Genomic DNA, 19,715 nt, shown 5'->3' on the forward strand with positions numbered 1-19,715 from the left:
ACTATTCCTCTTCTTTGTTGGTGTTGATTACTGAATCCTGGGGCTCTAGCGCCACTTCGGGCTGCTGGGTAGTCTCTGGCGCGGACTCAGTTTCTGGGGCTGGTTCTGGCTCGTCGCTTGCAGGCATCTCTACGCGCAGGTCAATCCAGCGGCCAGTAGGAATGTCGATCGGCTGGCCTTCCTTGTAGCCGGCAACAATGTTCTGTGCGAACTTCGGCGCGGTAGAATTGATGCGGTGGAAGGTCTTGATCAGCAGATCACCCGTCTCATCGACTTCATAATCCACCCAAAGCAGCGCCAGATCGTTATTGTCCTTTGGCAACCCAATTCCACCATTCGGGCCACCCCACGCCGGATCGCTGTTAAAACCCATCACCCCGGAAACCCGGTAAACACCCTCGCTGATGCGCTCAGTTGTCACGTTCTGGCTTTGCTCGTTGAGTTCGCTGCTACCGTCACCGAACAGCTTGACGACCGGAGAGGCTTTCTTGATGAAGCCGTTGGCGTCTACTGTAGTATTGTAGTCACCCCAGATGCTATACGATATTAATCCCGTCCCCGTTGACGCATCAGACAACCCCGTCCTCAGTCGCCCCTTTTGATCAACAAAAAGATAAGTGACCGTCGGGATTGCATTACCATCGATAGGGATTGATATGGCGCCGTATGTCGTGGCGGTCGGGACGTTTATGCTCGCGGCAGTCAATCTGTACATCTTGTAGATATTCTGCAGTGCGTTCGCTTGATGTAATGCTGAACCACCAAGGCCATACTCACCAGCCTTAATCAACGCAGTAGTTCCAGAGTACACGGTGGAAGGGAAGACAACGGTACCATCTGGCTTGAATTGCGCAGCATTTGCTGAGCCATTCCATCGCAGGTTTAGCTGCCCTGTATCGGTCTGCGCGTAAATCCCTCCTTTGTCAGCGCCGGACTCATCGCGGAATCGGAGTAGTGTATTCGGCTTGCCCGCCGCTGCCTGGATCATTACCTCGCCATAGGAATACACGTTCGATTTAAAAATCACGGTACCAGCGATCACCTGATCTAGCGTCGCAGACTTTCTAACAGCATCTTCTAGCCCTACACCAACAAACTCAGTGCCGGGTTTAATTATTGCCATAATTATCACCTCAAATAGAAAAGCCCCGGACAATGCCGAGGCTCTTGGTTGCTGTGTATCGGTACCCGCTAAATGCAGGCGCTATTATTTCTTGCCGTTTTGCTCAGCCATCTGTTGGTAAACCGGTGACGTGCCACCCGGCAGCGTTTTGCTTACCTCACGATAATGGGTTAGGCGTTCAAGAAAGTAATCGCGCAGGTGTGCAGGCTGCTGTGCCGCCACTTCTGCGGGTATTACTGGCATATTCATCCGCTCTTTATACGCAACGCCAGACGCCGCCATATCGACGTTTACCTTGTCCATTTCTTCTTTTGGCAGATTGCCGAGATTGTAAGATTGAGTCATAGATCCTCCTGTTGAGAGGATTATACAGCATTATCGATGGCGCTCATTGAGTGCCACCTGTGATGCTGGCAGATTAGCTATCGGCATCAGGGCGAGCTACAGCCCGACATGCAGCCATGCACGCGGTTTGCATATCAGTGCGAGCAATAGCCAACCAGCGTAGTGTTTGCTGGCGCTCAAGCTCGCGATGACTGCCTCGCTCTACTGGCTCAGCAGAAGCGCACTCCACCAACAAATCGAGCTCTTTAATGAACAACTTGCTGATATTCTTCAGGCGGTTCATTGCATCAATTTCGGCGTCATTCAACGTGCGATAACCCTTTACGGTGCTGCCATCTTGCGGTTTAGCTTCGTTCATTGGTTTCTCCCGGCAGCTAACTGCCATTGCGCTTATCTTCAATAGCCCTGATGCCCCGCTTATCCCGGTTGCACTGCCCTAGTAGCCCAATCAGTTCAGCGTTTAACGCTAAGCTATGGCTCCATGTCATTGCTGGGGGAATATCAGGGATTGGGGTGGTACTGGTTAACTCAGTGGGTAGCGGAACTGCTGGTACCGGAACGTACACTGTTCGCGTAGTCCCGCAGCCTGTTAACTGCGCCAGCAGGCACAGGGCTATCAGCGCAAGCATCACCCGTAACAGCAGCTTTGATGTCAGCCTTGGCTCTCTGTGACTCCAGTGCGATCGCGTTTTTATCATCATGAGTGGCCTTTGCGATGTCCTGCATCAGATTGATAGTAGTGAGGATGTTACCGGTGATGGTTTCCTGGCTGGATATATCGTCCTGCACGGCGGTGTATTTTCCATGATAGTGAAATGCCAGCCAGCCGAGGCAGATAGTCACCAGTAGCAGGCCTATTAATCCGTATTTGCTTATGCTGGCATTTCCACATGGGGCGCATCCAAAAACTTGGCCGGTACATCGCGCGGGTTGCCCGTCCAAGTAATACCGAAACGCAGTGGAACGCCCAGTTCCTTTCCTGCCTGGTGCATGGCATCAAGCACTGGCAGCCAGCATTTATAATCATTCCAGTCACCACCAACGGGAAAGAGATCCACCGCATGCCCGGTGATGTGGCGGCTGGCCATCGTCTTGCTTGCGCCTGCGGCCACTAACTGCTTTTGCCGCTCCATCGTGCGCTTACCTTCAATCACTGAAAAATCGACGGTCGAAAGCTCCAGCGCCCGGCGCACCACTTTTACCAGCGCGGGGTTTACGCCAACAAGGTTGCCCTCGCTGCGTTGGCTGAATCTGAAATTAGGCATCGCTACCTCTCCTTACCTTGAACAACTGCACTACGTTGCCCTTTGCCCTCAACACAAGCAGGCAGAGCACAACGTTTATAAAAAGCTCGGCGGGGTCAGTAGTTCCCTCATATGCTCCCATCACAATGCGGAGCGTTACCGAACCGGTGGCAAACATCAGTCCCCACGCAAGGAACCCACCCCACAGGACGAATTCGGCACCGTTTCGACGGAAAGAAAACAGGCGAAGAAAGATCACTGCGCAGACGACAGCATTAATCAACGTTTCTGGATCATGAGTTATCAGCATCATCGCCCCCTTTTTTCTTTGCGTTTCTTTTGTTGATTCCCATCAACACGCCAAGTACGCACCCCGCAGCCAACAAAGCGCCAGCAGCATCGGCACCACGATCATAAGTTGCAGGGAGTGCCACAATTACTAATGCGGCAGCAGGTTTGTACATGGTTATCCCAGCAATGAAACTTCCGAGAGCCAGGATTAAGCGGGAACGAATGCCATATTCCGAAGCGGATGCAACAAATAGGATTGCGCCAGCAAAAGCGCCCAGTACAACGTCTGCTGGTAGCCCAGCGAAAAACGTCATGATCGCTACCCCCGTTACTGCTCCGCCTGCCACGGTTGTTGTTGTGGTAACAGGCTCTGCCATTTTTGCTCCTTTGTTCGTCGCTCGACGAACGCCGGGCGTTAGATATGATAAAAGCTGCCTCAGGCAGCTAATGATTTACATTCATGTTTTCAGATAAATAGAGAAGTGGTATTTTCTAAGCAATTAAACCAAAGGTGGGAGGGTAATATGTCAGAAAAGGCCATTAATGAGTTACGTAATAAGTTATCTATACAAAGTGAGGTGATAGAACATCTTCTCGTTCGATCTGAGTTATCCCTTCATCTTATCTCTGCGATCATACCCACAAGCCAGTTGGGTGCTGACCAAATAAAACAAAAAATTGAGCAGTTCAAATATGAATCACCACATATTAGCGCTGAAGTGCTTGAGATGGAGAAGCGTAAGTTGATCAAGAGCCTGTAGGTATCATTTTTCAAAATCAAAAAATACTTTGTGCAATTACCGCGTTCTTTATTACACTCTATGGTGTGTTGGCGCCCTGCCAGCATGAGAAACTTTGGAACCAACATTTAGCCCCGAATCGCCCCCTTGCGAGTCAGGGCATTTTTTTGCTACCAACTGCGGTTGAGCAATAAGACGCGCCACCGTTTCGTGAGTTGCAAACGTGCAACTGCAATTAACGTTTTGGCACTGGTGATAACGCTCTTTGGTTTCCTTGCTCAAATAGCGACTTGAGCGGGTGTGCGCCGTATGTCCGCATAAAGGGCAATGCATCATTTTTACTTCCCTCCAGAAACGCAAAAACCCGCTTGGGTGCGGGTTCTGGTAATTATCTGTAGTGTTCAGGCGAGATATGCCACTCTTTAAAGAATCTACGCCATGTTTATGCAAAATGCAACCTACGAATTAATTTTCAGGTTTTCCGTTTTTTGCTGCAGGGAATAATCCCCTGATAACACCAAGGAACGCCGCAAATACATTCAATGTGACAGCGGAGGTGATAGCAATAAGTACATTGTCCGAAAATAGTTCTTTCCCAAAACGAAACTTGAATACAGCATAAGCAATTAGCAGCCACGCCCAGCCATACAGAGACTTTTTAGCCACTCGATATGCTTTTTCTCCAAATTTTTCACGAAGGGCGCGATCCGCTTTACGATCTTCAATATCTTGGACAATAAGTGCGGGGTGTTTGCCGATACCATCAGAGGATGGTTGAATTTCATCCCCTGATGGGGCATCAGGAATTGTTGCGGCGGTACCAGGTAGAGTGATGTCATCCAGTGACTGCAAGTAACAATCCTTATTCGATGCACTCTTTCATCAACTGGTTGTCAATCACAGCCCCGTCCTCATCAGTGCGAGACCATGCCGTTCCAGGAAGATGAGTTAAGTAAGATAACTGAGTGCCTCGTAGAGGCCCGTAAACACTCACAATTTTGTCTATGAGCTTGTTTGTCCGTGTATCGCTACTCGGAACCTTAGGTGTAACAATCTTAAAACCGGGTTCGGCGTTTACTAACGTACTAATCGGTGTGGTGATCGACCTTGAACCGTATGACTTTACGTCATGGTAAAGGGAAGGGATCACTGGCCCGTAAGGCCATTTGGCGAAAAACTCATCAACCAGTGGTTCATCATAAATTTTTAAATGCCATGATTGAACGAAAAAAATCAATTTCTGAAGCTTCATGGGCGATAGGTCATCAATTTGACCTGCCAAAGCCTTATCAATGAAGGCGTTAGCTACAGCAGCAGTTGGGTACGCCATACTTACCTCCTTCAAGTGTTAAGGGTTATGCAAAATAGATATGGGGTTTAATGAGCATAAAGTCAAGAAAAAAACAACTGTATATTTATACAGTATTATTATCGGTAGTAATTATACCAGAATGGTATAAATTAACAATCCATTAAAAACAAATGAAATCAAAACAATACAAAGTAAAAACTCCACACCTACACTCGGCGTCCATGCTGAGTATTGCCGTCTTCACTTAGTTATTTTTTGGAATTCTGCGGCAACCACGCTCTCTTCTGTGTTGCATTTCGCCACCAGCGCTTCATAGAACGGTTTCCAGTTGCGTGACCAGGATGATTGTGTCAATTCTGGCAGCAGCGCCGTGATAGCCCCATAAGCCACCGAGGAAGGCATGCGGCTGAATCCCTTCCCGTTGCACCGTTCGCAATCCTTGATTACCGGTGCGCCCGTTGCCGTGGTGGCCTCTCGATCTATGGCTTTACCCGTCCCTTTACAGTTGCGGCAACGCTTGGCGATTACCCCCTTCCCGTTGCAGTGCTGGCAGAATTCCTGCACCAGCTCTTTTTCAGTTCGTGGTGGGATCTTCTCTTCACCATCTGCACCAACGTATCCAGGGTATTTCACGACATCACGGTAAACCGGCAGCAGGCCTTTGCCGTTGCAATGCTCGCACTCACGGCCACCAGCAGCAGAGTGCGAATATTCTTCGTAGGCCATCGTAGCCAGTATCACCATGCACTGAGCCATCTTTCGCCCTGCTACCTTGCCTACGTGCTTTGGCGCATTCTGTTTGGCGTATTGCGTCAGCGCATGAATGGCTTGCTCCCGATCGCCGTCACTGATACCGGTTTTACCCAAGAACGCCGCCATGCCGAAACGGGCCTTTGATTGCACAACGCCAAGCGCCGCCATAACATCGGTGCCCGTAAGCCGTTCGGCGCTAGTGCTGTTTGGCGTGTCGGTAATGGTCAGTCCCTGAGGGCTGAAATGCTTTAAAGATGCTTCAAGCTTCATCAGCCGCACTCCCCAACCAGATTGAGAATAATGGACTCCGTTAGTTCTCCACGATCATTCAATCTCTCACTGTTCAACACCCATCGGCATGCATCGGTTGCCTCTTGGCGGCTCACTGGCTTTATGGTGGCCATCAGCGTTTCGAGATAATCTTCCCGGTCATAAACTGACTCATGATGCCCTGAGTATCCATACTCCCAGCCCTCTTCATGTGCCGCGCTGTCACGCATTAAATACAACCAATCCCAATACTCAAACTCGCGAATTATGTCCGAAAGGGTGTGGGGGCTTGGCAGCACGTCTTGGTATCCGGCAACATACCCTCGGCGCTCTCTGTCGATCTCCGTGCTTCGACCGCCTTCAATACTTTTAGCCTCCCGCTCTTCCTGGCTCCATCCCCACAGGTGATCGCTGATATAGTTTATTGATGACTGAATCAGCCGCTCTGCCTCAACATTCTCAAGGGCTGCAGCATAACTGCCAAATGTTGCCCGTACCTGGCTGGCCTTTTCAATATTCCGCTTTGCGCCATTGATATAGCCTTGCGGGTTATCCATCGACATTGTGCCAAAGGCGATCTGGAATGGTTGGACGCCCGATTTCATCAGGTAAGCGCTGTAGCGTTCCTGCGCCTGCTTGGGGGTGATCTTTAGCTTTTTCAACGCATCTTCCGCCGCCTGCAGGTGTGCCGGCTCATTCAGTTGAATAACCTCCAACACCCATAAATACGCATCCGTCTGCTTATGGCCGGTAATAACGCGCTGTGGCGGGAGTGGTTTGGTTGTCGCCAGTGCGGTGCTGTATTTTGCTGTAGGGATCGTGAATAACGTTTTATGCTCTGGATTGTCTTTGCGCATTATGCGGCCACCTTTTTGTAATAAACCAACTCGCGAACCTGATCACCATTCATCAGGAGATCGTTAAAATCACCAGCGTCACACCATCGAACGCTTACAGATATCAAATCGTTTTTTGCCAATAGGTTGGCATGAGCACACTCAAAGGCCGCTGCCTGGCCGGTTGCTGAATGGAGATCCATGTCAGCAAAAATAATCAGGTGTTTTACGCCGGCCGGTACCCTGAATTTCTTCATGAATGTGCTGTTGATAGTCGCCCAGGTGTTCACGCCGTATACCTGATAGCAGGAAAGCGCGGTTTCAATGCCCTCTGCGATACCCAGCGTTGAAGCTACAGGGAACATGCGTATCGCTACTGAACGGGCATGATCTAGGTAATTCTGTTCCTGCAACGATTTGAGGCGTTTGGCGCTTTCGCCAATGTCGGCCTTTCGTTCACCATCCAGTAACGTCTGGTGCAGGTAGCACAGCTCCCCTTTATCATCGGTGGCCAGTGAATATAGCGCCTGATAAACCCGCCCGGCGTGCCGCTGGCGGTCATTAAAGCGGATAGCCTCAGCAGGCAATCGATTAATGCCACGCTGGCGTAAATAGCTGGCCGCTGTCGTGCCACGCAGACCCACCAGCTTGGAAAACTTGCTGATCACGCGCTGCCGCTGTTTTGCCGCCGAGCTGTTGACGGGTAAACTCATGTGTCGATAGTTGTTGCCAAGGAGTTGATCTACCTCGGTACATAACTCAGCAAACGATTTGCCTTGAGTGAGGTTAAGCAGCTTCATCCCGTCGCCGCTGTCACAAATGCAAATCCATGATCCCGTTCCTTGGTGATCATCAATGCGGAATTTCCCGCGAGCACCGCATAAAGGGCATTCGCCTTTAAAGTGATTTTTTCCGGTGATAGGCGGCAGCCCAAAATGTTCAAAAATTTCAGCCCACCGGCCCTTTGCCGCTTCGGATGTCTTCATACTGCCTTCCTCAGACTTTTGCGCATTTCTTCAAGATGTTTTTTGGCGTTAATCACTTTCATAGTGGTGTTGGCGCTTCCGGCATGAGATTGTTGAACTGCCGCCGCAGCCTTCTCACGCCCTTTCGCAAAGGCGATCCGTTTGTGTTTTATGTAGCTGTTGACCTCAGGGGTGATCTCCATCGGAAAATCACTCAGGTTATTCGGCCACTCGCCGAACTTGTCGTGAAAGGTGTGAGAGCACCAACCGTCACTGACGGGTTTCCCCATCGAGGCACGCTGACGCTGATAAAACTTGATCTGGCTCCACCAGGCTTGTTTCTCGGAATCGGTGGGAACGCGCTTTCCTTTGCCAAGCCTTTTCAGTCCACGCTGGGTATCTGTTTCCACGTCTTGCCCGGCGAGGGGTTTAAATCCACACTTCGGGCAGACATACACACCAGCGGGTTTCATGAAGTGGCACTCGCTGCACTCTTTGGGTAATTTCTCCTGGCGCTCTTCGGCTGCACGGGCGGCAGCCTCCTTCATGCCGTCACTTTTGGATGGCAGATCGTCATATTCGATGGCGTCAGGAAAACCCAAGCGGTGCACGGTACCTGAGTGGTCGAAGATGAGGCATGACTCTTTACCCGGAGCTGTGCGCAATCCCCTTCCCAAAGCCTGTAACCAGCGGATCTCGCTTTTTGTTGGACGGGCATAGATCACGCACCGGACATCACTGTCGAAGCCAGCTACCAGCACACCGACGCTGACAATGATTTTCGTTGCGCCCGTTTCAAAGCGATGAATGATAAGTTGACGTTCTTCATGGGGCGTTTCGGCCACCATCACTTCGGCATTGATTCCGGCCTTGTTGAACTGAAGCGTAACGAAGTTGGCATGAGCAACATCAACGCAAAACGCCACCGTGGGTAGATCCCTGCCGTTCTGTAGCCAGTTATCGACAATGTCACCAACAAGATCAGAGCCGCACATAATCTCGGCCAGTTGCGCTTCGTTGTAGTCTCGCCCGCAATCATCAGACTTGGTTGTTTTTACCCCTTTAAGGTCAGGCTTGGACGGTGCATAGAATTCGTAACTACTCAGGTCGCCGCGCTGGATCAATTCACTGATGGTGGTTGGCTTTACCAGTCGCTGGTAGTAGCGCCCCAAAAATGACGAGAATGGCGTACCAGACAGGCCAATGACCTTCACGCCTGCTTCACGTGTAAGGCGCTCAATCTCAATCAGGATTTGCTTTCTGCGCAGGTGGGCTTCATCAATGATTAGCAGGTCGATATTGTCCGGAAAATCACGGCGGATCAGCGTGTCGGCACTGGCGATCTGAATTTTTAGCGCTGGATCGTGGCTCGGATGGTCGCGCCAGATGAAGCTGATTTCATCCTCTGGTAGCCCGTATTCAACAAAGCGGCGCGATGTCTGGTTAACCAGCACAGTGAACGGGGCAACGAAAAGCACACGCATACCACGACTAACAAAACCGGCTGTGATGAAAGCCGCCAGCCCGGTCTTACCACTGCCTGTGGGTGCATAGACCATGAAAGAGTTAAATGACTTCCAATCACGGCGCAGCATGTTCAATGCGCGTTCCTGTGCGAAGTTAGGTGTAATACTCAGCATTGTGCAACCTCCCACCAATTCACTTTTCCAAGGAAAACCCATCTCGGGTTTCGGTTTGCCCTGCAAACCAAACGACAGTGCAGTGGCGCTTTAAGGGCTAACCCCTCAGATCGAGATCTACCTAACCTATGGAGTTGTCTGTTGGAAAAGGCGGCTATTCCTTCCCCTACTCCCATCTCCCCCCCTTACCCCCCCTCTTCCCTCTCCCCCGTAAAATAGGGGTTTAGGAGTCTGGAGATAAAAACATCTAGCCATCCAAACCAAGCACCTTTAAGCCTGGCTATCCTCAGGAACGATTAACTTTTCCTGCCAGGGGTGGTTCGGCTGTGTACCCCTGCAATGCCTTGCCATGGTTTTCTACAAACTTTCGCAGTCGGGTGTTGGCCTCATGCCGTGCCCTGTTTTCCTGCTTGAATGACACTGGTTCTTCATCCCAGGCCGCCTGATAAACGTCCGCATACAGCGCCACGATTTTATGCCTGGCTGATACCGTAAATTTCTGCAGTTGCTCCTGAATCCACGCTGCATCAGCCTGGCAGTACACTCGAGGCATGATGGTTGTGAGATAGTCAGGCTGATTCACAGCAGATCACCTTTACGCTGCTTTCTGGCTGTCTTGCGCTCGACCTTACCGGCCTGCCCCTGCGCCCACACTCTGGCGCGGTAGAGGCAATCATCGAACGCAGCGCCCTTCTTGCTTGCCTGCGACATGCGGCGGTAGTGGTCGAGGCCGTAGTCAGCCCCCCCCCCCGGCAACACTTTCAGGAAAGCCCTCAGCCACCAGCGTCGCGGTGATATGCTTGCGAATGAATTCTTCGGGGGTCACGTCATACACCTTTCGGGGGATTAACTGACCGTTTGTAAAGTTCCGGACGAAATGCCAGCTCCCCTTTTGTTCTGTATGCCGCCTCTGCGGCGCGCCCTTTTGGAATCAGACGGCCAGGTCTCCCCCTCCACTGGTAAACAGCTTCGCTTGTGATACCGAAAAACGCAGCGACCTTCTCAGCGCTGCCGAAGTAGCCTTCAATGTCATCAGTTGTCATACGAACCTCAAAACTAAGTTTTTTTAGATATTAATTGCAAAGTTATTTTTGGTCAATTAAAACTAAGATAACTTAGTTATCAATAAAAATGGTGTTCAGATGGAAACGGTTGGTCAGCGCATAAGGGCCCTCAGGAGAGTTACTAAAACCTCCCAAAAAGAGTTAGGTAAATTTTGCGGGGTGAGTGATGTTGCAGTTGGTTATTGGGAGAAGGATATTAACTCCCCTGGTGGAGAATCCCTTGCTAAACTGGCAAAATTTTTCAATACATCAATAAATTACATTCTTTACGGCACAGAGTTTGAGGGCAACCTCATAACAAAGATGCGTAAAGTTCCGGTTATTTCGTGGGTGCAGGCGGGGAGATTTACAGAAACCAATTCAGTAGAATGGAGTAACGATACAGACCTGTGGATAGAAACATCCCTCAAAACAGGCGATAATTCGTTCGCATTAGTGGTGAAAGGGGATTCGATGACAAATCCACATGGCATACCAACTATACCAGAAGGGGCCATAGTGATCGTCGATCCAGATGTGGAGCCGGTGCACGGAAAAATTGTTGTTGCTAGAGTGGATGGCACTAGCGAAGCTACCATAAAAAAATTAGTAATTGATGGATCTCAAAAATTTTTAGTCCCCTTAAATCCTCGCTATCCAAACATTTCTATAAACGGTAACTGCCTGATCATCGGCGTTGTTAAAGGCGTTCAGTACGAACTCTAATCTCTGATTGTTATTGCCATAACACCATACTAAGAAAAGTTTGGTGTTTAACCTTGAATTAAAAGCTAAGTTAAGTTAGATTTCAATCATCGGCCAACAACGGAGCCAGTGAGATGAAAACTAATAGCCAACCCACAAAGGTTTATCTATTCGCATCAGTTTTACGCAGTGACATGAAGTCACGTCCTTTCATGCAGCGTGTAAAAGCCACCAGCGAGAAAGAGGCTCGTCGCCAACTGGTGCGTGATTATATTTTGGCATTCGCTGGTTGCCTGCCAGTTAAGAATATTGAGGTGCGCCATGTCTAATCATCAAGACAGCCACGACTTAAATAGGCTGCGTACCGCGATTACGGATATGGATGCACTGTCGAAGCGCGCCTTTTTGGAGATTGCCGCCGCTGCTGATCTTTTGCTGCACTGGATGGAATCACCCGAAAGCTATCAGCGCATGAGCGTAATAGCAGACACACTGACCCTTATCTCTTACAGGGCTCAAGAAACCGCTGAAAGCATCGAGCAAGAAGCTGCGTCGGTAGGTTGCGGATACTTTGATCCTGGCAGTCAGCGCCGCCTTGAGGCTTGGGAAGCATATAGTTCAGGGGGTAGCCATGCGTGATATTTACCATTTACTGTCGGTTAATAATTTTAAAGCCGTGAGCAACGAAGAATTGCTAGATATTGAGCATGTCTATAGCGCTACTGCTTCAGGCGTTAACTCAGCATTGCGTGTCATTGGTAATTTACTTCTCGAAGCTGGAGAAAGTGAGGAGTATTTAGATAGCGAGGCGAAGCGAGATTTACTTTTAATTGGTTCAGTGCTTAGGAGTCTCCCGAGACTGAGTCAGGTGCTAAAACAAAATAGCGATAACGCTGCTTTTGAATTGAGAAAGCGTCAAGGGGGGGGGGGCTGAATCATGAGCAGCCTACACGCAAGCCTCATCGTTTCCATCAAGGAAAAAGTGATAACCCCTCTAATTCCTGACGCCACCACCAAGATTGTGCTCAGTATTGAAAACGGGAAACTCGTAGCGTTCCGCAATATTCGTGAGGACGAAATTACAGCTTCTTTTGATACGTTCCTGCATTACGCAAAGCAGGCAGGTTGGAAGGTAATACCACCGAAGGAAAGCAAAGATGAATAACCATAAAGTTATTGATTATGCCCGTATGGGTGAGGACTACGTGGCGGATGCTGGTGGCATTGAAGATGCAATGCGCAAAATTGATATGCCAGTTTACGTTATATATCGCCACGGCATTTATAAACGTTTTTTAAGTCGTGGCGCCGCCATCGACAATTTGGCACGCATTATGGCGACAGAGGTATATAAACGCCAAGGGCTTGAGATTCGTTATGACTCTGCTTTTGACCCGCAAAAAAATGTATGGGTGCTTGGCAATCTAACGCTTGAATACCTCAATTGCCGAGATCGCGCCAAGCGCCGAATTCTTCGATTACTTGCCAAGCGCCGAGAGATAGTTAATTGGCAAAAAGAATATGACGCTTGGGCTAGCAAGCACGATGAATTAATGAAACGCCGTCCGTATTAATTAAGCAACTCAGAAATAAATTTAATAACAGCCATCAGGCTGAGGGATTCGCTCGGCCTAAACTCAGGAAAAGGTAATTAGCTATGTCAGAGAGAATTAACCTAATCGAAATAAATAGACGCCGGATTATCACCGCCTATTTAGGTTTCTGCCAAGGCCATTATGGCGGTGGGTGGGCTGATATCGTTCTGCCGAAAAACAATGTAGTGCGTGTTTACGTAACGCAGAAAAGCCTTGAGCAATGCATGGTCAGCCTGATTGAGCATCCAGGCTATGAAGAATTTGGCCGGCAAGCTGGAAACACCCACATAACCACCCTTTATCACGGAATGCTGACTTGCAAGCACAAATTAACAGCCCTCGGCACCACGGTCATGGAAGAAATGATGAAAGCCGCTGTATCGGATGCATTGGAAAACCCAGGGAAATCGACCCTGCAGGTGGTGCACTGATGGCAACTGACTCTCAAAAAGCACCATGCAACCTGGGCGCAATTGATGCTCTGGCAAAGATCAAAGATCTAGCTGAGGCCGCTTTATGCCTCACCGCAAACAGTACCGAACGAGGCGTACAGCTCGAACTTATCGGAGTTATCCATGACATCGCCAGCACCATAACGGAGGGGGGGGGATCATGCAATTAATTGACGTTCAGTGCCGGGTGGAGCAAGCACAAGCAGTCATAGGTATCTGGCTGGAGACATGCACCGCCGAGGATAAAGAACTGATTAAGTTGGTCGGAGCGCTCAGCTCCCTCCTCGATGATGTGCCCGAAGCTATTGAAGGTTACATCAATAGCAAGACGGTGGAGGAGACGAAATGAACTTAAGCCCCTACATGCTCAACGCGATCCAAGCGGCCAAATTCGAGAAGGCTGGACAGTTAGACCTTGCGGCCACGTTCTGGCGCCAGGCCAGCGCAGTCGCCGTAAAGCTCGTTAATCGTGAATGGGCCGACCGCAGAGCTGACCGCTGTGATAAGCGCCGCACATTGTCTACACGCTATGAGGCATGGCGTCAGAAGGCTGCTGCCGAAAAAGAAGCGAAGAAGATGGCCGAGGCACTCGGCAACCACATCAACAAGACCACCAGCGGGGAGCGGTGATATGGCAAAGGTCTACAACAGCAAGACGCCCAAAAGCCCGAGCAGCGCATTCCAGCAGTTGCACACCAAGGCCGGAGCTTTGGCAGAACGCAGCCTTTATCGTCGGGCCGCCGAGGTTTGGCGTGGAGGGCACACCTCAGCAGGACTCACAGAGCAAGAGCGTGATCTGTGTGTTCATAACGCCGATTTGTGTGCAGGGCAGGCGAAATACACTGGCAAACCGGAGAGTTAACCATGCCAAAGAGACGCAACAGCAAAACGCGCCAAGGTTTGTGCGGCGTGACCTTGGCGCAGGGTCACCGGCTGACCAGGGAGCCGGTTCATGAATACGCCAACGTTCAGCAGTCGGTGGCGGAGTACCGCACCAATGACGGCAATGTGCAGATGCCGCTGAATCGCAGCATGCGCCGCTATGCCAAGCACATTGGCATAAAGTTAAACCCGGTGGAGCCAAAGCAATGAAAATCGATTATCAGGATCATGGCGTTACCGCCAGCCTCACGATCACCAGCACGGTGTTTGAATTCCGTAAGCATAACCGGGTGGTCGATACCGCCCTCTTTCTGACCAGCGTTACGGCGGCGCACTCTGGTTTCTTCCGCATGAAAACCGTAATCAGTGGCAAAACGCCGATAGTGATGCGAGCTTACCGCGTTGTACTGCAGGAGATGAAGCGATGAACCTTGATTGTGTACCCATTTCCTCCTACTGCCGGGAGTCGGGCGAAACGGTAGAAGCCATTAACAAACGGATACAAAGGGGAGTATGGCTTGAGGGTATCCATGTATTAAAAGTCGATGGCGTAAAAGAAAGATGGATTGACTTAGCCGAGGTTTCAAAATGGGCAAGAAAGAACAAGGATCGCCTTCACTCCCAAGAGGGATAACAATCCGGAAACATAAAACCGGAAGCACATTGGTTATTACCTTCACATATAAAGGGGTTCTCTGCCGGGAATCCCTTTCCCAGACCGATGTCAGCGGGAAAAATATAAAATACGCCGAGCGGCTTTTAGGGGAGATCCAAAATAAAATCAGCTCTGGTCAATTTGTTTATGCCGAATACTTTCCCAACTCAAAAAAGTTGGCACTGTTCGGCAGCGTCAAACGAAGCCGCTCTATTCACGAGTACCTGACGGAATACCTGGTTATCTGTGAAAAGCGGAACCTGTCACCTTCAAGCATTGATGGTTACAGGAAATGCAAATCAGCACTGTCAGCGCTGCATAAACTCCCGGTAACCGAACTTACACCGGCAATATTAAAGAACTGGATTACTCTCCAAAAAACCACGCTGAAAACAATTAGGAATCGCCTGTCATTCCTCCGCAGCGCCATTGATGAAGCCGTCACGGATGGGTTAATTAGCATAAATCCAGTGACACTTGTTAGCGCAGCTAGGTATAGCACGGAAACAGCGGAAACCAGTTCGGAATACGAAGTCGATCCGCTCTCGCCCTTGGAAGTTGAAGCTCTATATAAAGGTACTAAATATAAACAGTGGGAAAACCTGTTTCGTTTTGCACTGCATACCGGAATGCGCAGTTCTGAACTGTGCGCTCTCCGCTGGGATGACATCGATTTTGTTGGAAAAGTGGCGCATGTGAAATCGGCCAGTGTGTCAGGGGTGATAAAAGGCACTAAAACTAAGGCGGGGAAAAGAAGCATCGAACTGGATAGCGAGGCCTTGAAGGCTCTGGCGGAACAAAAGCCATTCACCTTCTTACAGGGTGCTTTTATTTTTGAAGATCCAAAAACAGGTGAGCCGTGGGCCGGTGCTGATGCCATACGGAAAAAAGCCTGGGTGCCAACACTGAAAAAAGCCGGGGTTCGGTACCGTAACGCCTACCAAACACGTCACACGTACGCCACTCGCCTAATCAGTCAGGGGGTAAATCTGTTTTGGCTTTCGGGACAGATGGGCCACAAAGGGCCAGAAATGCTCTTCCGCCACTATGGTTCTTATCTTGCTGAGTACGATGGAAATTCAGGACGCCAATTCAACTCCCTATAAGGAAACTGAATTATCCAATTAGCGCACGTAACAAAATATTAATGAGAAGGAGACTAAACTAAGACAAAACAAGGACAGTGAAATGCACTTTTTATGCACTTTTAAAAATGAGATTAAAATAAAATCATAATTATCAATTTATTAATATCAATTAATGCGCGGGTTCAAATCCCCCCAGCTCCACCAATTTTTAGTTGTTTGAAGTACAATGAAGTCTACTAAGCCCGCATGGAACCAGCCTTGCGGGCTTTTTTACGTCTATTGTAGTCTAGTGAGAATTGCTGAGAACTATCACTTATGGCACCCTGAATGGGACCCACAACGAAGGGTCCAAAAACCGAGGGTCCCAAAATGGCAAAAATCGCTAAGAAGCTCACTGACACTGAAATCAAAAGCACCAAGCCAGCCGACAAAGAAATCAACTTGTTTGACGGTGATGGTTTGATCCTACGAATCGCTCCCCTCTCGAAAGGAGGGAAGAAGAATTGGTATTTCAGGTATGCTGTGCCGGTGAGTAAGAAAAGAACCAAAATGAGCCTTGGGACCTACCCTCACCTCACACTAGCAAGAGCAAGAGCCTTACGAGATGAATATCTTTCCTTGCTTGCCAATGGCATTGATCCTCAAGTCCATAACAACAATAAAGCTAATGCCTTAAAGAATGCTACTGAACACACTCTCCAAACCGTGGCAAGGAAATGGTTAGATGAGAAGGTAAAGACCTCTGGTATCTCACAAGACCATGCAGAAGACATCTGGCGAAGTCTAGAGAGAAATATCTTTCCCGGCTTAGGTCATGTTCCTGTCAATGAGATCCGCCCCAAACTCTTAAAGCAACATCTTGATCCTATTGAGCAACGAGGAGTCCTCGAAACTTTACGGCGAATCATTTCCCGATTAAATGAAATTTTCCGTTATGCAGCTACTGAGGAACTTATCGAATTCAATCCGGCTGACAACCTTGGGCAACGGTTCAGTAAGCCTAAAAAACAGAATATGCCAGCATTACCCCCTTCCGAACTCCCCCGCTTCCTGGTTGTTCTAACCAATGCTTCTATCCGTTTAGAAACAAGGCTACTGATTGAGTGGCAACTTCTCACATGGGTTCGCCCTGGTGAAGCGGTTCGTGCGAGATGGGTTGATATAGATACTGACAACTCAATGTGGAACATCCCTGCTGAGTTTATGAAAATGAAGAAGCCTCACAAAGTTCCACTAAGCAAAGAAGCTTTGCGAGTCTTGGATTCAATGAAAGCGATAAGTGGACATCGTGAATGGGTGTTTCCAAGCATAAAGGCTCCACTCAATCACATGCATGAACAAACAGCTAATGCCGCTATTATTCGAATGGGATTCGGAGGTGAGCTTGTAGCTCATGGAATGAGATCTATTGCACGAACGGCCGCAGAGGAGTCCGGTAAGTTCAGAACTGATGTCCTCGAAGCTGCTCTTGCACACTCAAAGAAGGATGAAATAATTGCCGCTTATAATCGTGCAGAATACTTAAAAGAGAGATATATACTAATGCAGTGGTGGAGTGATTATATTCAAACTCAAAGATTTAAATCTATTGCAGCCTAAGTCGCCCTACCATTAATATCATAATGGAGATAAATTAATATGGAAACAATATTTAAGATTTTTGAGAAATTCAGTTCCAGGCCACTTTATTATATATTTTTTGGCCTATCAGCATGTGAGTTTTTCCAAGACAAATCAGCTTTAAAAAATCCTAATATAGAAAATATATTATATCTTTTATCTGCAATGTTAATGGTTGTCTTTTTAACATGGGGATTTGAATGGCTTATATTTAGGTTCAATGTCACACTGGAACCCCATGATCAAGGTGATATAGGCCCTACAATTGGAACGGCAGCATTAGCCATTTATTTAGTATATGCATTTCATTTTTTAAGTGAGCAGCCCGATGCTTTAAATCTCAGGTTACTGACTAACTCAGGATTTATCTATAGCACAGCCTTATTGCTATTTTCTCTTGAGTCAATGAAACTTAGGAGATTAAAGCAGAGATAAGAATTAAAATTCTGGAGGGTATTGGAAATAACTTGGTACTGTAAAAATGCCGATATGACTTCCCCCTATATCATATCGGCTATTCATGTGTTAAGGCATCATAGATACATAATCCACACCAATTCTAGAACTGTATTGCGATGCAATAGCTTGGTATCGTTCAGCATAACCGCTTCGAAGCTGGGATTTTAATTTCAGTTTAACAGGTACATTTTGTACGTTGTCATCCATGCTACTCAAGAATACCGCCGAGAGTATATTTTTTTCTTCCCCAGGAACAGATCGCCCATGATTTAAAACAACCATATAATCAACTACTGGTAAAGTTTTATCGCCTTCAAATATAGATAAATACTTTCTGGTGTTCTTATGGATCACATAAATATATTTGGATTGTTCTGCATTAGGTAATGCTTTGTTCTGGTTAGCATTGAAAAGTTCTAACACCTTAATTAAACGATGAGGACTTAATCTTTTATGGTGTGGATCATTACCCTGAGTAGGGACAAGATCGCAAGCAGCAGAAACACATAAATACCATTTTTCAGATTCAGTATCGAAGAAAATTGTACCTGTCGAAATATGTCCTTCTTCAAAGTTTTTAGAAGACAGATTCATGTTTAAAGCATGATACATCTCATTAAATGAGCTTGCATTTGCAGGTAAATTCATTTGTTTTGAACAATATTCAAACGATTTCGCTTCTCCACTGCTTTTAAAATCAGTTGTATAAGTTTCAAAAACATCATTAATGAAGCCTACTAAAGATTTATTTCCCTTCAATCTTTCATAAAGTTCTTCAGATAAATTACTAAAAACAAACTCAATGTTTTTCCTTTTAATTTCATCAGACGAGGAATTTAATATTTGATTCAACCATCCAGCCTGACCATAACCATCATTAGCCAAATGGTTATTGAAAGAAAGTGCTTCTGCTTCAATAGTATTTTGAATCTCTGATTTGATGATTTGATAATAAGATGGGTTCCATTCAATTAATGATTCATTTAGTGTTTGCCAAATTCTCTCACCATCATTTTCATGGTCATCTTTATCCTTATGGAAAACACTGATAAATATGTTACCACTTTGAATCCATTTAATACCGGCAGTATCCCCTACAACCATACTTTTTGTATCATAATCTGGAATGACGGCATTTTCAGCGACTGAATATTCAGAAATCATCTTAGCAATAAAATTAATATCATTTTGCTCTGTAAGGGTTCCATCATTTCGTATTACTCTCTTAATGCGCTTACATAGGCAGTCATCTTGGATATATAGTACAGTTTCATCCCTCGTTAATGCCCTATCTCCTTTGTGAATTAAATCAGGTAAAATAATACTCTGCCAGTATTCAATTAAATCATCGTTTTCTGTTGCAAGTATTTTGTCATTACAATTTTCGATCCCTCTCAGAGAAGAAGTAATTTGCATCCAAACAGTTTTGAGTTCCTCTCTTGTATAAATAACAATCATATTCAAATGATCTGAATTTTTTAATTCTTTTAAAATTGTAATAGTTTTATCTGGTGCATTGTTATCTAAATGATAGTCCATTATAACCAAATCTGACTTACGGATGCGGTCAACATCAAAGTTTACCGAACCGTTATCAATATCACAGATCATATTCTTGGCTTGAAAATATTCTTCGAGAGTAGCAGCACGCTTTGAGGAATCAATTTTTGCTGGGTCTAGGGTGTGTCCCGTAATTA

Annotated in this window: 34 protein-coding genes; 17 read left to right on the forward strand and 17 right to left on the reverse strand. The window is 47.4% G+C overall.

Annotation, left to right across the window (positions count from 1 at the left end; all coding sequences use genetic code 11):
- Position 1: 1 nt before the first annotated feature.
- From IV04_RS26625 to IV04_RS21045, 7 genes are all read right to left on the reverse strand, one after another.
- Positions 2-1,123, reverse strand: a complete 1,122-nt coding sequence (locus tag IV04_RS26625; RefSeq protein ID WP_051916923.1) for a hypothetical protein — start codon at positions 1,121-1,123, stop codon at positions 2-4.
- A gap of 84 nt (positions 1,124-1,207) precedes the next feature.
- The gene (locus tag IV04_RS21020) at positions 1,208-1,468 is read right to left on the reverse strand and encodes a DNA polymerase III subunit theta (RefSeq protein WP_037396567.1); all 261 of its coding nucleotides are present in this window, start codon (positions 1,466-1,468) and stop codon (positions 1,208-1,210) included.
- A gap of 73 nt (positions 1,469-1,541) precedes the next feature.
- Positions 1,542-1,826: a hypothetical protein gene (locus tag IV04_RS21025; protein WP_037396570.1), complete on the reverse strand. Its 285-nt coding sequence runs from the start codon at positions 1,824-1,826 to the stop codon at positions 1,542-1,544.
- Positions 1,827-1,996: 170 nt separating this feature from the next.
- Positions 1,997-2,311: a hypothetical protein gene (locus tag IV04_RS26465; RefSeq protein ID WP_051916924.1), complete on the reverse strand. Its 315-nt coding sequence runs from the start codon at positions 2,309-2,311 to the stop codon at positions 1,997-1,999.
- A 29-nt stretch (positions 2,312-2,340) separates the two neighbouring features.
- Positions 2,341-2,733 (reverse strand): M15 family metallopeptidase, encoded by a 393-nt coding sequence (locus IV04_RS21035; protein WP_037396572.1) that lies wholly within the window; start codon positions 2,731-2,733, stop codon positions 2,341-2,343.
- On the reverse strand, positions 2,726-3,025 hold the full coding sequence (locus tag IV04_RS21040; RefSeq protein ID WP_231566253.1) for a phage holin family protein: 300 nt from the start codon (positions 3,023-3,025) through the stop codon (positions 2,726-2,728). Before IV04_RS21040 ends, IV04_RS21035 begins: the two co-directional genes overlap by 8 nt.
- Positions 3,006-3,380, reverse strand: coding sequence for a putative holin (locus tag IV04_RS21045; RefSeq protein WP_037396574.1), 375 nt, complete (start codon positions 3,378-3,380; stop codon positions 3,006-3,008). Before IV04_RS21045 ends, IV04_RS21040 begins: the two co-directional genes overlap by 20 nt.
- Positions 3,381-3,527: 147 nt before the next feature.
- Here IV04_RS21045 and IV04_RS21050 point away from each other — a divergent pair, with 147 nt between their 5' ends.
- On the forward strand, positions 3,528-3,764 hold the full coding sequence (locus IV04_RS21050; RefSeq protein ID WP_037396575.1) for a hypothetical protein: 237 nt from the start codon (positions 3,528-3,530) through the stop codon (positions 3,762-3,764).
- A 51-nt stretch (positions 3,765-3,815) separates the two neighbouring features.
- Here IV04_RS21050 and IV04_RS25865 read toward each other — a convergent pair whose 3' ends face one another.
- From IV04_RS25865 to IV04_RS21095, 9 genes are all read right to left on the reverse strand, one after another.
- Entirely contained in the window at positions 3,816-4,079 is a 264-nt protein-coding gene (locus IV04_RS25865; protein WP_081893264.1) for an ogr/Delta-like zinc finger family protein, read from the reverse strand.
- Between the two features lie 129 nt (positions 4,080-4,208).
- A complete protein-coding gene (locus IV04_RS21055; protein ID WP_037396576.1) occupies positions 4,209-4,595 on the reverse strand; it encodes a hypothetical protein in 387 nt (128 codons plus the stop codon).
- Between the two features lie 10 nt (positions 4,596-4,605).
- On the reverse strand, positions 4,606-5,073 hold the full coding sequence (locus IV04_RS21060) for a Panacea domain-containing protein (protein WP_037396579.1): 468 nt from the start codon (positions 5,071-5,073) through the stop codon (positions 4,606-4,608).
- A gap of 222 nt (positions 5,074-5,295) precedes the next feature.
- Positions 5,296-6,078: an antitermination protein gene (locus tag IV04_RS21065; RefSeq protein ID WP_037396582.1), complete on the reverse strand. Its 783-nt coding sequence runs from the start codon at positions 6,076-6,078 to the stop codon at positions 5,296-5,298.
- Positions 6,078-6,935 carry a hypothetical protein gene (locus IV04_RS21070; protein WP_037396585.1) on the reverse strand — a complete coding sequence of 286 codons (858 nt, stop codon included), beginning with the start codon at positions 6,933-6,935 and terminating at the stop codon, positions 6,078-6,080. The genes IV04_RS21065 and IV04_RS21070 overlap by 1 nt, the downstream gene beginning before the upstream one ends.
- Positions 6,935-7,900, reverse strand: a complete 966-nt coding sequence (locus tag IV04_RS21075; protein ID WP_037396588.1) for a toprim domain-containing protein — start codon at positions 7,898-7,900, stop codon at positions 6,935-6,937. The genes IV04_RS21070 and IV04_RS21075 overlap by 1 nt, the downstream gene beginning before the upstream one ends.
- Positions 7,897-9,519 (reverse strand): DEAD/DEAH box helicase, encoded by a 1,623-nt coding sequence (locus tag IV04_RS21080; RefSeq protein ID WP_037441333.1) that lies wholly within the window; start codon positions 9,517-9,519, stop codon positions 7,897-7,899. The genes IV04_RS21075 and IV04_RS21080 overlap by 4 nt, the downstream gene beginning before the upstream one ends.
- A 286-nt stretch (positions 9,520-9,805) precedes the next feature.
- Positions 9,806-10,072, reverse strand: a complete 267-nt coding sequence (locus IV04_RS21085) for a hypothetical protein (protein ID WP_051916817.1) — start codon at positions 10,070-10,072, stop codon at positions 9,806-9,808.
- Positions 10,073-10,346: 274 nt separating this feature from the next.
- Positions 10,347-10,562, reverse strand: a complete 216-nt coding sequence (locus IV04_RS21095; protein ID WP_037396595.1) for a Cro/CI family transcriptional regulator — start codon at positions 10,560-10,562, stop codon at positions 10,347-10,349.
- Positions 10,563-10,661: 99 nt separating this feature from the next.
- Between IV04_RS21095 and IV04_RS21100 the strand changes: the two genes are divergently transcribed.
- The 16 genes from IV04_RS21100 (at position 10,662) to IV04_RS21180 (ending at position 17,994) form a co-directional block, all read left to right on the forward strand.
- Entirely contained in the window at positions 10,662-11,288 is a 627-nt protein-coding gene (locus IV04_RS21100) for a LexA family transcriptional regulator (RefSeq protein ID WP_037396598.1), read from the forward strand.
- Between the two features lie 113 nt (positions 11,289-11,401).
- Complete coding sequence (locus tag IV04_RS21105) at positions 11,402-11,596, forward strand: host cell division inhibitor Icd-like protein (protein WP_037396599.1); 195 nt, start codon at positions 11,402-11,404, stop codon at positions 11,594-11,596.
- Positions 11,589-11,906 carry a hypothetical protein gene (locus IV04_RS21110; protein WP_051916926.1) on the forward strand — a complete coding sequence of 106 codons (318 nt, stop codon included), beginning with the start codon at positions 11,589-11,591 and terminating at the stop codon, positions 11,904-11,906. Before IV04_RS21105 ends, IV04_RS21110 begins: the two co-directional genes overlap by 8 nt.
- The gene (locus IV04_RS21115) at positions 11,899-12,201 is read left to right on the forward strand and encodes a hypothetical protein (RefSeq protein ID WP_037441336.1); all 303 of its coding nucleotides are present in this window, start codon (positions 11,899-11,901) and stop codon (positions 12,199-12,201) included. The genes IV04_RS21110 and IV04_RS21115 overlap by 8 nt, the downstream gene beginning before the upstream one ends.
- A 3-nt stretch (positions 12,202-12,204) precedes the next feature.
- Positions 12,205-12,432 carry a hypothetical protein gene (locus IV04_RS21120; RefSeq protein ID WP_037441340.1) on the forward strand — a complete coding sequence of 76 codons (228 nt, stop codon included), beginning with the start codon at positions 12,205-12,207 and terminating at the stop codon, positions 12,430-12,432.
- The gene (locus IV04_RS21125; RefSeq protein WP_037396601.1) at positions 12,425-12,841 is read left to right on the forward strand and encodes a hypothetical protein; all 417 of its coding nucleotides are present in this window, start codon (positions 12,425-12,427) and stop codon (positions 12,839-12,841) included. The genes IV04_RS21120 and IV04_RS21125 overlap by 8 nt, the downstream gene beginning before the upstream one ends.
- Before the next feature lie 83 nt (positions 12,842-12,924).
- Positions 12,925-13,293, forward strand: coding sequence for a hypothetical protein (locus IV04_RS21130; protein ID WP_037396603.1), 369 nt, complete (start codon positions 12,925-12,927; stop codon positions 13,291-13,293).
- Positions 13,294-13,474: 181 nt separating this feature from the next.
- Positions 13,475-13,663 (forward strand): hypothetical protein, encoded by a 189-nt coding sequence (locus IV04_RS21140; protein WP_037396608.1) that lies wholly within the window; start codon positions 13,475-13,477, stop codon positions 13,661-13,663.
- The gene (locus IV04_RS21145; protein WP_037396611.1) at positions 13,660-13,944 is read left to right on the forward strand and encodes an ANR family transcriptional regulator; all 285 of its coding nucleotides are present in this window, start codon (positions 13,660-13,662) and stop codon (positions 13,942-13,944) included. The genes IV04_RS21140 and IV04_RS21145 overlap by 4 nt, the downstream gene beginning before the upstream one ends.
- Before the next feature lies 1 nt (position 13,945).
- Positions 13,946-14,176 carry a hypothetical protein gene (locus IV04_RS21150; protein ID WP_037396614.1) on the forward strand — a complete coding sequence of 77 codons (231 nt, stop codon included), beginning with the start codon at positions 13,946-13,948 and terminating at the stop codon, positions 14,174-14,176.
- A gap of 2 nt (positions 14,177-14,178) precedes the next feature.
- Positions 14,179-14,406 (forward strand): hypothetical protein, encoded by a 228-nt coding sequence (locus tag IV04_RS21155; RefSeq protein WP_037396616.1) that lies wholly within the window; start codon positions 14,179-14,181, stop codon positions 14,404-14,406.
- Positions 14,403-14,624 carry a hypothetical protein gene (locus tag IV04_RS21160; protein WP_037396619.1) on the forward strand — a complete coding sequence of 74 codons (222 nt, stop codon included), beginning with the start codon at positions 14,403-14,405 and terminating at the stop codon, positions 14,622-14,624. Before IV04_RS21155 ends, IV04_RS21160 begins: the two co-directional genes overlap by 4 nt.
- Entirely contained in the window at positions 14,621-14,830 is a 210-nt protein-coding gene (locus IV04_RS26885) for a hypothetical protein (RefSeq protein WP_037396623.1), read from the forward strand. The genes IV04_RS21160 and IV04_RS26885 overlap by 4 nt, the downstream gene beginning before the upstream one ends.
- A complete protein-coding gene (locus tag IV04_RS21170) occupies positions 14,785-15,957 on the forward strand; it encodes a site-specific integrase (protein ID WP_037396625.1) in 1,173 nt (390 codons plus the stop codon). The genes IV04_RS26885 and IV04_RS21170 overlap by 46 nt, the downstream gene beginning before the upstream one ends.
- Before the next feature lie 351 nt (positions 15,958-16,308).
- Positions 16,309-17,538, forward strand: a complete 1,230-nt coding sequence (locus IV04_RS21175; RefSeq protein WP_005130445.1) for an integrase domain-containing protein — start codon at positions 16,309-16,311, stop codon at positions 17,536-17,538.
- A 39-nt stretch (positions 17,539-17,577) separates the two neighbouring features.
- Positions 17,578-17,994 carry a hypothetical protein gene (locus tag IV04_RS21180; protein ID WP_037396628.1) on the forward strand — a complete coding sequence of 139 codons (417 nt, stop codon included), beginning with the start codon at positions 17,578-17,580 and terminating at the stop codon, positions 17,992-17,994.
- Positions 17,995-18,084: 90 nt separating this feature from the next.
- On the opposite strand, the gene IV04_RS26890 is transcribed toward IV04_RS21180, so the two are convergent.
- Entirely contained in the window at positions 18,085-19,713 is a 1,629-nt protein-coding gene (locus tag IV04_RS26890) for a response regulator receiver domain (RefSeq protein ID WP_235212867.1), read from the reverse strand.
- Positions 19,714-19,715 lie beyond the last annotated feature (2 nt).

Source organism: Serratia sp. Ag1, assembly GCF_000743355.1.
In the GTDB taxonomy this organism is placed as follows: domain Bacteria; phylum Pseudomonadota; class Gammaproteobacteria; order Enterobacterales; family Enterobacteriaceae; genus Chania.

Bases quoted from the DNA above. Each gene is read 5' to 3' on its own strand.
- IV04_RS26625 (WP_051916923.1), bottom strand. From the start codon at position 1,123: ATGGCAATAATTAAACCCGGCACTGAGTTTGTTGGTGTAGGGCTAGAA.
- IV04_RS21020 (WP_037396567.1), bottom strand. From the start codon at position 1,468: ATGACTCAATCTTACAATCTCGGCAATCTGCCAAAAGAAGAAATGGAC.
- IV04_RS21025 (WP_037396570.1), bottom strand. From the start codon at position 1,826: ATGAACGAAGCTAAACCGCAAGATGGCAGCACCGTAAAGGGTTATCGC.
- IV04_RS21035 (WP_037396572.1), bottom strand. From the start codon at position 2,733: ATGCCTAATTTCAGATTCAGCCAACGCAGCGAGGGCAACCTTGTTGGC.
- IV04_RS21040 (WP_231566253.1), bottom strand. From the start codon at position 3,025: ATGATGCTGATAACTCATGATCCAGAAACGTTGATTAATGCTGTCGTC.
- IV04_RS21045 (WP_037396574.1), bottom strand. From the start codon at position 3,380: ATGGCAGAGCCTGTTACCACAACAACAACCGTGGCAGGCGGAGCAGTA.
- IV04_RS21050 (WP_037396575.1), top strand. From the start codon at position 3,528: ATGTCAGAAAAGGCCATTAATGAGTTACGTAATAAGTTATCTATACAA.
- IV04_RS25865 (WP_081893264.1), bottom strand. From the start codon at position 4,079: ATGATGCATTGCCCTTTATGCGGACATACGGCGCACACCCGCTCAAGT.
- IV04_RS21060 (WP_037396579.1), bottom strand. From the start codon at position 5,073: ATGGCGTACCCAACTGCTGCTGTAGCTAACGCCTTCATTGATAAGGCT.
- IV04_RS21065 (WP_037396582.1), bottom strand. From the start codon at position 6,078: ATGAAGCTTGAAGCATCTTTAAAGCATTTCAGCCCTCAGGGACTGACC.
- IV04_RS21070 (WP_037396585.1), bottom strand. From the start codon at position 6,935: ATGCGCAAAGACAATCCAGAGCATAAAACGTTATTCACGATCCCTACA.
- IV04_RS21075 (WP_037396588.1), bottom strand. From the start codon at position 7,900: ATGAAGACATCCGAAGCGGCAAAGGGCCGGTGGGCTGAAATTTTTGAA.
- IV04_RS21080 (WP_037441333.1), bottom strand. From the start codon at position 9,519: ATGCTGAGTATTACACCTAACTTCGCACAGGAACGCGCATTGAACATG.
- IV04_RS21085 (WP_051916817.1), bottom strand. From the start codon at position 10,072: ATGCCTCGAGTGTACTGCCAGGCTGATGCAGCGTGGATTCAGGAGCAA.
- IV04_RS21095 (WP_037396595.1), bottom strand. From the start codon at position 10,562: ATGACAACTGATGACATTGAAGGCTACTTCGGCAGCGCTGAGAAGGTC.
- IV04_RS21100 (WP_037396598.1), top strand. From the start codon at position 10,662: ATGGAAACGGTTGGTCAGCGCATAAGGGCCCTCAGGAGAGTTACTAAA.
- IV04_RS21105 (WP_037396599.1), top strand. From the start codon at position 11,402: ATGAAAACTAATAGCCAACCCACAAAGGTTTATCTATTCGCATCAGTT.
- IV04_RS21110 (WP_051916926.1), top strand. From the start codon at position 11,589: ATGTCTAATCATCAAGACAGCCACGACTTAAATAGGCTGCGTACCGCG.
- IV04_RS21115 (WP_037441336.1), top strand. From the start codon at position 11,899: ATGCGTGATATTTACCATTTACTGTCGGTTAATAATTTTAAAGCCGTG.
- IV04_RS21120 (WP_037441340.1), top strand. From the start codon at position 12,205: ATGAGCAGCCTACACGCAAGCCTCATCGTTTCCATCAAGGAAAAAGTG.
- IV04_RS21125 (WP_037396601.1), top strand. From the start codon at position 12,425: ATGAATAACCATAAAGTTATTGATTATGCCCGTATGGGTGAGGACTAC.
- IV04_RS21130 (WP_037396603.1), top strand. From the start codon at position 12,925: ATGTCAGAGAGAATTAACCTAATCGAAATAAATAGACGCCGGATTATC.
- IV04_RS21140 (WP_037396608.1), top strand. From the start codon at position 13,475: ATGCAATTAATTGACGTTCAGTGCCGGGTGGAGCAAGCACAAGCAGTC.
- IV04_RS21145 (WP_037396611.1), top strand. From the start codon at position 13,660: ATGAACTTAAGCCCCTACATGCTCAACGCGATCCAAGCGGCCAAATTC.
- IV04_RS21150 (WP_037396614.1), top strand. From the start codon at position 13,946: ATGGCAAAGGTCTACAACAGCAAGACGCCCAAAAGCCCGAGCAGCGCA.
- IV04_RS21155 (WP_037396616.1), top strand. From the start codon at position 14,179: ATGCCAAAGAGACGCAACAGCAAAACGCGCCAAGGTTTGTGCGGCGTG.
- IV04_RS21160 (WP_037396619.1), top strand. From the start codon at position 14,403: ATGAAAATCGATTATCAGGATCATGGCGTTACCGCCAGCCTCACGATC.
- IV04_RS26885 (WP_037396623.1), top strand. From the start codon at position 14,621: ATGAACCTTGATTGTGTACCCATTTCCTCCTACTGCCGGGAGTCGGGC.
- IV04_RS21170 (WP_037396625.1), top strand. From the start codon at position 14,785: ATGGGCAAGAAAGAACAAGGATCGCCTTCACTCCCAAGAGGGATAACA.
- IV04_RS21175 (WP_005130445.1), top strand. From the start codon at position 16,309: ATGGCAAAAATCGCTAAGAAGCTCACTGACACTGAAATCAAAAGCACC.
- IV04_RS21180 (WP_037396628.1), top strand. From the start codon at position 17,578: ATGGAAACAATATTTAAGATTTTTGAGAAATTCAGTTCCAGGCCACTT.